The organism is Luteococcus sp. Sow4_B9, from assembly GCF_052116585.1.
Lineage (GTDB): Bacteria > Actinomycetota > Actinomycetes > Propionibacteriales > Propionibacteriaceae > Luteococcus.
Genome location: NZ_JBQKKT010000005.1, coordinates 48,070 through 60,206 on the forward strand (window position 1 = coordinate 48,070; position 12,137 = coordinate 60,206).

General features: G+C 68.7%; 9 protein-coding genes. 6 read left to right on the top strand and 3 right to left on the bottom strand.

What is annotated here, in order from left to right; all coding sequences use genetic code 11:
• Positions 1 to 65 precede the first annotated feature (65 nt).
• On the bottom strand, positions 66 to 1,256 hold the full coding sequence (locus ACTQ49_RS05020; RefSeq protein ID WP_441826754.1) for a zinc-dependent alcohol dehydrogenase: 1,191 nt from the start codon (positions 1,254 to 1,256) through the stop codon (positions 66 to 68).
• Positions 1,257 to 1,461: 205 nt separating this feature from the next.
• On the opposite strand from ACTQ49_RS05020, the gene ACTQ49_RS05025 reads away from it, so the two are divergent.
• On the top strand, positions 1,462 to 3,576 hold the full coding sequence (locus ACTQ49_RS05025; RefSeq protein WP_441826755.1) for a catalase: 2,115 nt from the start codon (positions 1,462 to 1,464) through the stop codon (positions 3,574 to 3,576).
• 278 nt (positions 3,577 to 3,854) lie between these two features.
• Here the strand turns inward: ACTQ49_RS05025 and ACTQ49_RS05030 are convergent, their stop codons facing one another.
• Entirely contained in the window at positions 3,855 to 4,649 is a 795-nt protein-coding gene (locus tag ACTQ49_RS05030) for a dioxygenase family protein (RefSeq protein WP_441826756.1), read from the bottom strand.
• 107 nt (positions 4,650 to 4,756) lie between these two features.
• On the bottom strand, positions 4,757 to 5,494 hold the full coding sequence (locus tag ACTQ49_RS05035; RefSeq protein WP_441826757.1) for a FadR/GntR family transcriptional regulator: 738 nt from the start codon (positions 5,492 to 5,494) through the stop codon (positions 4,757 to 4,759).
• Positions 5,495 to 5,648: 154 nt separating this feature from the next.
• Here ACTQ49_RS05035 and ACTQ49_RS05040 point away from each other — a divergent pair, with 154 nt between their 5' ends.
• From ACTQ49_RS05040 to ACTQ49_RS05060, 5 genes are all read left to right on the top strand, one after another.
• Entirely contained in the window at positions 5,649 to 7,328 is a 1,680-nt protein-coding gene (locus ACTQ49_RS05040; RefSeq protein WP_441826758.1) for an L-lactate permease, read from the top strand.
• A gap of 86 nt (positions 7,329 to 7,414) precedes the next feature.
• Positions 7,415 to 8,194, top strand: coding sequence for a (Fe-S)-binding protein (locus ACTQ49_RS05045; protein ID WP_441826759.1), 780 nt, complete (start codon positions 7,415 to 7,417; stop codon positions 8,192 to 8,194).
• Complete coding sequence (locus ACTQ49_RS05050) at positions 8,191 to 9,972, top strand: LutB/LldF family L-lactate oxidation iron-sulfur protein (protein ID WP_441826760.1); 1,782 nt, start codon at positions 8,191 to 8,193, stop codon at positions 9,970 to 9,972. The genes ACTQ49_RS05045 and ACTQ49_RS05050 overlap by 4 nt, the downstream gene beginning before the upstream one ends.
• Complete coding sequence (locus ACTQ49_RS05055) at positions 9,969 to 10,625, top strand: LutC/YkgG family protein (RefSeq protein WP_441826761.1); 657 nt, start codon at positions 9,969 to 9,971, stop codon at positions 10,623 to 10,625. The genes ACTQ49_RS05050 and ACTQ49_RS05055 overlap by 4 nt, the downstream gene beginning before the upstream one ends.
• Before the next feature lie 207 nt (positions 10,626 to 10,832).
• Positions 10,833 to 11,891, top strand: coding sequence for a hypothetical protein (locus ACTQ49_RS05060; RefSeq protein ID WP_441826762.1), 1,059 nt, complete (start codon positions 10,833 to 10,835; stop codon positions 11,889 to 11,891).
• The last annotated feature ends 246 nt before the right edge of the window (positions 11,892 to 12,137 follow it).

Sequence of the window (12,137 nt, forward strand, 5' to 3'; positions counted from 1 at the left end):
CGTTCGCGGTGCAAGGTGCAACACGACCGGACGTCAAGAACCCGAGCGGCGTCCCGGGATTCGGTTCAGCGGGTGGGGTCGAGCACCACCTTGATGCAGCCGTCCTTCTTCTGCTGGAAGGTGGCGTAGGCCTCGGCCGCCTCCGACAGGCCCAGACGGTGGGTGGCCAGCGTCTCGGTGCCCATCACGTCGCCGTCGCGCTGCACGAGCTCCAGCAGCTCGTCGGTCCACTGGCGCACATTGCACTGACCCATCCGGATCGTGAGGTTCTTGTCGAACAGCGTCATCAGGTCCATCGGGTCCGCAGCGCCGCCATAGACGCCCGCGACCGAGACGGTGCCGCCGCGGCGCACCGCGTCGAAACTGGCCTGCAGCGCCGCAAGTCGGTCAATGCCGACGGTCTCGGTCACCTTGCGCGCGACGGGCTTGGGCAGCTTCCCGACGCCGGTGATCACCGTCTCCGCGACGGGGGAGCCATGCGCCTCCATGCCGACGGCCTCGATCACCGCGTCGGCGCCCCGGCCGGCGGTGAGGTCGCGGATCGCGTCGCCGACGTGGTCCACCTCGCGCAGGTCAACGGTCTCGAAACCGAAGTCACGGGCCAGTTGCAGCCGCTCGTCGACCAGGTCCACCGTGATCACGCGCTCGGCGCCCTGCTGGCGGGCAGACCTGGCGGCGAACTGGCCCACCGGACCCAGCCCCATCACGGCGACGGTCTGCCCCGGCGCGACGTCGGCATACTTCGCGGCCTGCCAGGCGGTGGGCAGGATGTCCGAGAGGTACAGGTAGCGCTCGTCGACGCCGTGGTGCGGCAGCTTCACCGGACCGTACTGCGCCTGGGGCACCCGCACGTACTCGGCCTGCCCACCCGGCACCTGGCCGTAGAGCCGGGTGTAGCCGAACAGCGCCGCGCCCTTGCCCTGGTCGGTCACCTGGGTGGTCTCGCACTGCGACTGCTTCCCGTGGGTGCACATGAAGCAGTGTCCGCAGGAGATGTTGAAGGGGACGACGACGCGGTCGCCCACCTTCAGGTCCCCGGCCTCGGGGCCCACCTCCTCGACGATGCCCATGAACTCGTGGCCCAGCACATCGCCCGCATCCAGGAAGGGGCCGAGGACGGAATAGAGGTGCAGGTCGGAGCCACAGATGGCCGTCGATGTCACGCGCACGATCGCGTCGGTCGGCTGCTCGATCCGGGGGTCCGGAACCTCACGAACCTCCACCTGCTCGGTGCACTGCCAGGTCAGTGCCTTCATCGTCGCCTCCTCGTGAATGGTTGCCGGTTGGCGAGTCTACGGCGGCCCGACGACGCCGGGCAGACCCACAGGGGTGGGTGCCGCTTCGCCCTCGACGAACAGGGGGTCATTGCCCCCGTGAGGGTGTGGGACGCAAGGTTCCTGCTTGTCACAGTGGGGTTGTACGTCTCGACGCGCAGGCGTCGACCACCAGAGGAGGAAGCACGTGGCCACCCAGAGGGATCCCAAGTACCCCGCCCAGCCCGCCCCCGCCAATGAGGTCCAGCCCGACGACCCGATCGCGCCCGGCGGTGAGCGCCACCAGCAGGCGCAGGGCCGCGACGACGCGCTGACCACCAGCCAGGGTGGCCCCGTCGCCACCAACCAGAACCTCGCCACCGCCGGAACGCGCGGCCCCGCACTCCTGCAGGACCACGTCTTCCGCGACAAGATCTTCCACTTCGACCACGAGCGCATCCCCGAGCGCGTCGTGCACGCCCGCGGCACCGGTGCCCACGGCGTCTTCGAGACCTACGAGAGTCTCGAGGACATCACCTGCGCCGACATCTTCGCCCGCGCGGGGGAGAAGACCGAGGTCTTCGTCCGCTTCTCCACCGTCGCCGGCAACAAGGGCTCCTTCGACCTGGCCCGCGACGTGCGCGGCTTCGCGGTGAAGTTCTACACCCAGGAGGGCAACTGGGACCTGGTGGGCAACAACATGCCCGTCTTCTTCGTGCAGGACGCCTTCAAGTTCCCGGACCTGATCCACGCCGTGAAGGAGGCTCCCGACCGTGGCTTCCCGCAGGCCCAGAGCGCCCATGACCACTTCTGGGACTTCATCTCGCTGCTGCCCGAGAGCACCCACCAGCTGATGTGGGCCATGAGTGACCGCGCCATCCCGCGCTCCTTCCGCTTCATGGAGGGCTTCGGCGTGCACTCCTACAAGCTCGTCAACGCCAAGGGTGAGGCGCGCTTCGTGAAGTTCCACTGGAAGCCCCTGCAGGGTCTGCAGTCGGTCACCTGGCCCGAGGCGCTCAGCATCAACGGCGCGGACCCGGACTTCCACCGTCGCGACCTGTGGGATGCCATCCAGGCCGGTGACTTCCCGGAGTGGGAGCTGGGCGTGCAGGTCTTCGACGACGAGTTCGCCGACTCCTTCGACTTCGACGTGCTGGACTCCACCAAGCTGATCCCCGAGGAACTGGTGCCGGTGCGCCCCGTCGGCAAGATGACGCTCAACCGGACCGTCGCCAACCACTTCGACGAGACCGAGCAGGTGGCGTTCATGACGCAGAACATCGTGCGCGGCATCGACTTCAGCGACGACCCGCTGCTGCAGGGCCGCAACTTCAGCTACCTCGACACCCAGCTGAAGCGTCTGGGCTCGACGAACTTCACCCAGCTGCCGGTCAACGCCCCGCGCTGCCCAATGGCCAACTTCCACCGCGACGGCCACATGCAGGGCCAGGTGCACACCGGCCGTGCCAGCTACGAGCCGAACTCGTGGAGCGGCGACGAGCGGGGCCCCCGGGAGAGCGAGGAGCTGGGGCTGCGCTTCGAGGCCGAACAGGTGAGCGGAGCCAAGCACCAGGCGCGTCCCGAGAGCTTTGCCGACCACTACTCCCAGGCGCGCCAGTTCTGGATCTCGCAGACCGAGGTGGAGCAGCAGCACGTCGTCGACGCGTTCACCTTCGAGCTGAGCAAGTGTGAGGTGCCGCAGATCCGCACCCGGATGCTGGGCAACCTGCGCAATGTGGACGAGTCGTTGGCGCAGCGGGTGGCCGACGGCCTGGGCATGGAGCTGCCGGAGGCCTCGAAGCCGGCGGTGGAGCCGCGCAAGGACCTGCCCGCGTCGGACGCCCTGAGCATCCTGAAGAACGGGCCGAAGGACTTCAAGGGCCGAAAGCTGGGTCTGCTGGTGGGGGAGAAGACCGACGCCAAGGCCCTGAAGGTCCTGGTGGATGAGGTGACCGGCGTCGGCGGCATGGTGGAGGTGATCACGCCGACGGTGGGTGGCGTCACGCTGTCCGACGGCTCGCAGCAGCCCGGGCTGCAGTTCATCAAGGGCACCAAGGCGGCGCTCTACGACGCCGTCGCACTGCTGGTCACTGCCCAGGCGGCGGCGCAACTGGCCGACGTGCCCGAGGCGCGTGACTTCATCACCGAGGCCCACGTGAACTTCAAGATCGTGGGATGGGTGCCCGAGGCGGAAGCGCTGGTCACGGCCGCGGGCGTCGTCCCCGACGAGGGCTGGGTCGCTCTGGCTGATGCGACGAAGGCGGTGCAGGCCTTCGGCAAGCTGCGCTTCTGGGAGCGCGACGTCACTGCCCCCGGCACGTGATGCGCTGACCTCGTTCTGTGTCAGGGCGCCGCTCCCAGCCCATGTCGGGGGCGGCGCCCTGCGTCGCGTGGGTTTGGGCTGGTTCCGGCAGGCTCGCGTGGGTTTGGGCTGGCTGCTGCAGGCGCGCGTGGGTTTGGGTGGTTGGCGTGTGTTGTAGCGCACGCGGGATGTTGGAACCCACGCGACGCTGGGTGGGGGCGTCAGATCCCACGCGGGGTGCTGGAACCCACGCGACGCGAGGCGGGGCGAGGGTGCCAGCTCCCACCCCGCCGCGATGCTCAGGCGAACTGCCAGGAGCGCTTGCTGAGGCCGAACCAGAATCCGTCGATGGCGGTCTTGTTCTGCACTCCGCCCGTGGCATCGGCCGCACCCAGGGCCACGTACAGCGGCGCCCAGTGTTCGGTGCGGGGATGGGCCTGCTTGGCGGCGGGTGCCTTGCGCTCGAAGTCCAGGATCACGTCGACGTCGCCGCGGGCCATCGCCTCGGCGGCCCACTGGTCGAACTCGGCGCTCACGGTGGGCGGGGCCGCGTCGGCGGGGGCCGACGGGTTGAACCAGCGCAGGTTGTGCGTGGTGAAGCCCGAGCCGATGATCATGGTGCCCTGCTCGCGCAGCTCCCCGAGCTTGCGGCCCATCTCGAACAACTGGCGCGGGTCCAGGGTTGGCAGGCTCATCTGCAGGACGGGGGCGTCGGCCTCGGGGAAGAGTTCCACCAGCGGCACGTAGGCACCGTGGTCGAGGCCGCGGTTCTCGTCGTGCTGGATGGGGTTCTCGGGTGTGGCGATCAGTCGGGCGACGTCCATTGCCAGATCGGGCGCCAGGGGCGAGTCGTAGGTCACCTCGTAGTACTTCTGCGGGAAGCCCCAGAAGTCGTGGGTGAGGGGGTTCTTGCGCTCGAAGGCGCTGACGGTGGTGGGGGCCTGCTCCCAGTGGGCCGAGACCATCAGGATGTTCTGGGGCTTGGGGAGGTCCTGGGCCCAGCGGTGCAGCTGGCTGGTCCAGGTGGCGTCGTCGGCCAGCGGCGGCGCTCCATGGCTGAGGAAGAGGACGGGCTGGCGTTCGGTGGTGGTCATGACATCCTCAATACAATTGAAAGTTGGATTATTCCCCACGGTGGACGTCGCCGGGCCCCCGCCCTCGATGGGCGACGTCTCATAGCCCCCGTCTCATTGTCCCGGTCTCATTGTCCCAGGCGTGGCTGCAGCACCTCGTAGCTCCGTCGGATGTGCTGCTCCACGCGATCCGCGGCCAGTCCGCCGTCGCGGGCAATGACCGCATCGACGATGCCGCGGTGCTCGGCCGCCAGCTGGCTGCGCATCGCGGGCCAGTCATCCATGGTGCGTTCGGCGCGCAGGATGGGGCCACGCAGGCTCTCGCGGATGCCCTGGGTCAGGTCCGCCACCAGGGTGTTGTGGCCCATCAGGGCCAGCTGGATGTGGAAGCGGGTGTCCAGGCCGTTGAACTCCTCGATGGCCTCGGTTCCTTCCATCTGCTCCAGGAGTTCCAGGGTCTCCTGCGCTGCCTGCGGGGTGTGCTGTGCGGCGGCGAGCTGGACGCTGCTGCGCTCCAGGGCGATCCGGGCGATCACCACCTCGTCGAGGGGGAACTGGGAGAGCGCCACCTGTAGGCGCAGCAGGCGTCCCAGCGCCTGACTGCGCTCGCTGATCACGTGGGTGCCGGAGTTGGCGCCGCTGCCGACGCGGCTGGCGAGCACTCCCTGGGCCTCGAGGGTTCGGATCGCCTCGCGGATGGCGGGACGGCTCACATGCAGCTGGAGGGCCAGGTCTCGTTCTGCCGGCAGGCGGTCGCCGACGCGCAGGCTGCCATCGAGGATCAGGGACTCGATGTGCTGGAGGACCGTCTCGAAGGCGCGCTTCGGGGCGGGCGGGTTGCCTGCGGGTATGGGGGTCGTGCTCATGGGTTCCAGTCTTCCACTTCATGAGGGGTTCTCGCCGGAGAGCTCTCGCGACATCCGGAATCTTTGCTGGTGGGCTCTTTTCAAGTCCTGCCGACGTGTTCTATGGTTGGACCACACTTTGGTCATACCAAGCAATCGGACGACGGAGTCCCTCATGAACACCTTCACCCCAGAGCTCTATCCCCTCGGATCGGTCCTGCTGTCGGTCCTCGTGGCGCTGCTGCCCCTCGTCGTGATCTTTGTCGGGCTCGGCATCCTCAAGTGGAAGGCGCACGTCGCCGGCCTGGTGGCCGTGGCCGCCGGACTGGCCACCGCGGTGCTCGCCTTCCGCATGCCCGTTGACCTGGCCCTGTTGAGCGCGAGCGAGGGATTCGTCTTCGGCCTCTTCCCCATCGTGTGGATCGTGCTGATGGCCATCTGGTTCTACCAGGTGACCGTCGTGAGCGGACGCTTCGAGGACCTGCGCGCCACCTTCGACCTGATCAGCGACGATCCCCGCATCACGGCCCTGCTGGTTGCCTTCTGCTTCGGCGGCCTGCTGGAGGCACTGGCCGGATTCGGAGCCCCCGTCGCGATCACCGGCGTGATGCTGCTGGCCGTGGGATTCCCAAAGCTCAAGGCCGCCGTCGCGGTGATGGTGGCCAACACCGCGCCCGTCGCCTTCGGCGCCGTCGCCATCCCGATCATCACCGCGGGCAAGGTCTCGGGTATCCCCTATGAGCAGATCGGGGCCATCGTCGGCCGCCAGACCGCCGTCCTCGCCGTCGTGGTGCCCTTCCTGCTGCTGCTGATCGTCGATGGGGTGAAGGGGCTCAAGGAGGCCTGGCCCGCCGCGCTGGTGATCGGCTTCTCCTTTGCCGCCGCCAAGTGGATCACCTCCAACCACATCTCCGTGGAGCTGACTGACGTGATCGCCTCCCTGGTGGGGATCGGGGCCGGCGTGCTGCTGATGCGCTTCTGGCAGCCGAAGGGCACCGACGAGGCTCGCGCGCGATTGGCCGGCGAGCGCTCCGACGAGGGAGAGCTCGACGCCGCAGACGTCGCGGCCACCCACCAGGGTGCTGCCCGGCCCACGGGACCCCTGACCCCCGGTCGGATCGCGATGGCCTTGCTGCCCTACATCCTGGTGGTCATCACCTTCTCGCTGGTGAACCTGGTCAAGCCCCTGCAAAGGGCGCTGAGGAGCACCGACATCGGGATCGACTGGCCCGGACTGCACGGACGGGTCCTGGACAATGCCGGCCATGTGGTTTCCACCACGCACTACACCTTCCAGTGGCTCTCCGGCGCGGGCACCATCCTGGCCTTCGTCACCATCCTCACCGCCATCATCTACAAGGTCTCCTTCGCCGACGCCTGGGGCGAGCTGGCCCAGACGGCGCACAAGCTGCGCCACACCGTGCTGACCATCGGCTCGGTGGTGGCCCTGGCCTATGTGATGAACCTGTCCGGGCAGACCACCACCATCGGCACCTGGATCGCCGGCGCCGGGGCGGCCTTCGCCTTCCTCAGCCCGGTGCTGGGCTGGATCGGCGTGGCGGTGACGGGTTCCGACACCTCGGCCAATGCGCTCTTCTGCGGCCTGCAGGCCACCGTCGGGCGGGAGACCGGGCTGGATCCGGCGCTGCTCGCCTCCGCCAACACCGCTGGCGGTGTGGCGGGCAAGCTGGTCAGCCCGCAGAACATCGCCATCGTCGCCACCGCCGTCGGCCTGGTGGGCAAGGAATCCCTCATCCTGCGCAAGACCATCGGGTGGTCCTTGGTCCTGCTGGCGCTGATCAGCATCATGGTCGGCCTGCAGTCCACGCCCATCCTGTCCTGGATGCTTCCATGAATCCCCGGACCGGGCCGTCCACCCATTATCCCGCCGCACCGTCCCACCGATCCAACCGATCGATCCAACCGACCGAGGAGGTCTCGATGAGCACCACCCTTCCGGGGCAGGGGAAGACCGTCGCCCTGTTCGCCACCTGCATCAATGACGCGATGTTCCCCAACACGCCCAAGGCCGTGGTCGACGTGCTGGAGCGCCTCGGCTGCACCGTCGAGTTCCCCGAGGGGCAGACCTGCTGCGGCCAGGCCTTCACCAACTCCGGCTACTTCGACGAGACCATCCCGCTGGTCCGCAACTACGCCAAGGTCTTCGCCGACTACGACTACATCCTGGGCCCGTCGGGCTCCTGCGTCGGCGCCGTGCGGGAGCAGCACGAGATGCTGGCCGAACGCACCGGCGACGCCGGGCTGGTGGCCGAGGTGAAGCGAGTGGCGGGCAACACCTACGACTTCACCGAACTGCTGGTGGACGTGCTCGGGGTCACCGACGTCGGCGCCTACTTCCCGCACCGCGTCACCTACCACCCCACCTGCCACTCGATGCGCGTCGCCAAGGTGGGGGACCGCCCCTACCAGCTGCTGCAGGCGGTGCGGGGGATCGAGCTGGTGGAGCTGCCCGACGCGAACCGCTGCTGCGGCTTCGGCGGCACCTTCAGCCTGAAGAATCCCGACGTCAGCGTCGCGATGGCCTCCGACAAGGCACGACATGTCGCCTCGACGGGAGCCGAGTACCTGGTGGCGGGCGACAACGCCTGCCTGCTGAACATCTCCGGCGTGCTGAACCGCCAGCAGTCGGGGATCAAGCCGATCCACCTGGCCGAGATCCTGGCCAGTACCGACGAGAGCCTGACGGGAGTCGCGCGATGAGCACCGAGGACGGGCGGAGCCCGATGAGCACCGAGGACGGGCGGAGCCCGATGAACATGGAGGACGGGCGGAGCCCGATGACCACCGAGAACGACCAGATCCGCAATGCCGACAACGACGCCATGGAGTTCACCCAGCCAGCCGCGGCGCCGCTCAGCGATGTCGCGCCCACGCCCGGCAGCGGGGCCGGGGGAGCGCTGAAGCTGGTCACCGCCAACAACCACGGCGTCGCCCGGCTCACCCCGGCCCCGCCCCAGGGTGAACTCGTCGACTCGCCCCTCTTTCCCGACGCCGCTCGTCGCGAGCTCGAGAAGCCCGTGCAGCGCAAGAACCTGCACCACGCCATGACCACCATCCGCACCAAGCGGGATCGCGTCGTCGCCGAGCTCGACAACTGGGAGGAGATGCGGGCGGCCGGCGAGGCCATCAAGAACCGCACCCTGCGCCACCTCGACACCTATCTGGAGCAGCTGGAGGCCAGCCTCACCGCCGCCGGGACCACCGTCCACTGGGCCCGGGATGCCGAGGAGGCCAACCGGATCATCGTCGGGCTGGTGAAGGAGAAGCTCGCCGACGAGCCGTACCAGGAGGTCGTGAAGGTCAAGAGCATGGCCACCCAGGAGATCGACATGAACGAGGCCCTCGAGGCCCATGGTGTCGCCGCCTGGGAGACCGACCTGGCCGAGCTGATCGTGCAGATGGGCCACGACCGCCCGTCGCACATCCTGGTGCCCGCCATCCACCGCAATCGGGCCGAGGTGCGCGAGATCTTCACCGAAGAGATGGGCAACTATGGCAAGGCAGCACCTGAAGGGCTCGACTCCGAGCCGAAGAACCTCGCCGCCGCCAGCCGTGCCCACCTGCGAGAGAAGTTCATGCGCGCCAAGGTGGCCATCAGCGGCGCCAACTTCGCCGTCGCCGAGACCGGCACGCTGGCGGTGGTGGAGTCGGAGGGCAATGGCCGGATGTGCCTGACGCTGGCCGACACCCTGATCAGCGTCGTGGGCATCGAGAAGATCGTGCCGACGGTCGCCGACCTGGAGGTCTTCCTGCAGCTGCTGCCTCGCAGCTCCACCGCCGAGCGGATGAACCCGTACACCAGCCTGTGGACCGGACCGACCCCCGGTGACGGGCCGCAGGAGATGCACGTTGTGCTCGTCGACAATGGCCGCACCAATGTGCTGGCCGACACCGTGGGTCGAGACGCACTGCGCTGCATCCGCTGTTCGGCCTGCATCAATGTCTGCCCGGTCTACGAGAAGGTCGGTGGCCACGCCTACGGTTCGGTCTACCCGGGCCCGATCGGCGCGGTGCTCACGCCGCAGCTGCGGCAGATGAAGAACCCAGTGGACCGCTCGCTGCCCTTCGCCTCCACACTGTGTGGCGCCTGCAATGACGTCTGTCCGGTGAAGATCCCGTTGATGCAGCTGCTGGTGCACGAGCGCAACAAGGCCGTGGAGGCCAAGGCGGCCGACCCGAAGATCAGCACCAAGGGCCTCAACGTCCACGCCGAGCCGGCGATCATGAAGTCGGCCACCTGGATGTTCTCCGACAGCCGTCGGTGGAGCGCCGCGCTGGGGGCCGAGAACACCCTGGGCGGCAAGGTGCTGGGCAAGGCCTTCGACCACTTCGGGCCGCTGCCCTGGCCGTTGAGCAAGTGGACCAATGCGCGCGACGTGCCGATGGTGCCGGAGCAGAGCTTCCGGGCCTGGTGGAAGGAACGCGAACGAGAACAGAAGGCCAACGACCGCAACCAGGCCAAGGGGGAGCAGAAGTGAACGCGCGCGAGGAGATCCTGGGCCGGGTGCGCACCGCGCTGGCCGACGTGCAGGCCACCAACCCGGTGGAGGACGTGCCGGTGGCCTGGGCCTACGAGCAACCCACCGCCATGCCCGACGTGGTGGAGCGCTTCGTGGAGCGGGTGGAGGACTACAAGGCGACGGTGGTGCGCGTGGGGGGCTCCGACGAGGAGATCGCCGCGGCCGTCGTCGCGGGGCTCCAGAGCCTCGGCGCGGCGGATGCCGTGGTGCCGGCCGGGCTTCCCCAGGCCTGGTGTGAGGCGGTGGCGGCAGCCGGCGTCGAGGTGGTTCGGGACGACCCGCCGCTGGGCAATGACCGACTCAACGCCATTGGTGCCGTCGTGACGGCCGCCGTGGTGGGCGCAGCCGAGAGCGGCACCATCATGCTGGACCACGGGCCAGACCAGGGACGTCGCGCCCTGAGCCTGGTGCCGGATGCGCACATCTGCGTGGTGCGCGTGGGGCAGGTGGTCTCCGACATTCCCCAGGCCGTGGGGCGCCTGCAGGAATCCATCCGACAGGGGCAGCCGATCACCTGGATCAGTGGCCCCTCGGCCACCAGCGACATCGAGTTGAGCCGCGTGGAGGGAGTGCACGGGCCGCGCACGCTCCACGTGGTACTGGCGGGCTGACAAGCTGCGATGGTGGGTGGGGCGGTCGGCTCGACGGTGGCCCCACCCACCTTTGCTGGACGGATGCTGAAGTGGCTGATGCTCGGCTGAGCCAATGGGGCATCCGCCCAGGATTCCATGTCGGTCGAAATAGATTGGTGTCCGAACGGGCGTGACGTCGAGCGCCTGACGACGGGGGGCACCACCATGGCACACACACGATTTCGCATGTCCACGGCCGCGATCAGCGCGAGCCTGGCCGCATCGCTGACCTGTCTGGGAACCATCGCCTGGGCTGCGCCCGTGGCCTCGGACGGCAGCGGAACCACCACAACCGCCACCACCAGCGGCGGCACGTCGGTGAGCACCAGCTACACCTCCACGACGACCACGGTGAAGCCGGCCACCAAGGTGGTCACCATCAAGAAGGCACCCACGGCCCTGGCGCCGGTTGCCTCCGGCACGTCCACCACCACCCGGACCACCACGAAGTCCGTCACGACGACCCCGCGCACCTACACCAACAGCACGACGACGGTGAAGGCGCCGACGACGGTGAAGGCGCCCACCACGACGACAGTGAAGGCCCCGACGACCACCCGCTACACGGCCCCGAAGACCACGACGAGGACCACGCGCACGGTGACGGCTCCCACCGTGAAGATGCCGACGGTCAAGAACACGGTGGCCACGCCGGCCAGGCCGGCCGTGCGCCCCGCGATCGTCAACAGGCCCGCTCGTCCCGCGCAGAGCAAGGTGCAGTCGGGTCAGGCCGCGCGCGCCAAGCAGGCAGCCGTCGGCAAGCAGGGAATCCTGCCGCCCACCGCTGCCGAGCAGGCGCGCCTGGCCCGTGAGGCCGCCGCCCGCCGTCAGGCGATGGCCAAGCAGCCCAAGCTGGTCAGCGTGCTGGGCACGCAGGGTGGCGGCTTCAAGCCGCTCGTGATCCCCGCGGCCGCGGCCCAGTCCGCCCTGGCTTCGCTGGTGCCCGGCGCCGTGGAGAACCCGGCGCTGCAGATCATCGTGAAGGTCCCTTTCGTCCAGGCGCCGATGAGCGCGCTGCGTGAACTGCAAGAGGTGCCGGCCGAGGTGGTCGGTCGCACGCCCTCCACCCCGGCCTTCAGTCGCACGGCCAACCAGTTGGAGGAGGAGCTCCTGATGGCCGGCTCCGGTCCTGCGGTGGGCGTCAGCACCCTGCTGCTGGGTATCGGTGGCGTTGCCGCTGGTCTGATGGTGCGCGACCGCCGACGGGTGGCCCCGGTCATCCCGCCGCGTCGCGCGGCTGGCTGATCGAGGTCTGGCCGTCGGGTCCGGTGGCCCGAACGCAGGACGTGGCCGTCGTGCACGACGCTGGGGCCGGCTCCCTCTGGGGGCTGGCCCCGCTGCTTTTCCCTGTCCATTGACATGCGGGGGCCAGGCGGGGGTGTGCGGGTCCCTGTGTAGGGCTCGGCGGGGCCCTGGGCCGTGTCACGTGATTGCGTGACATCAGGCGGGGGAAAACTGTTCTGAGTCTGAGGAGGGACCCTTTCGTTCACC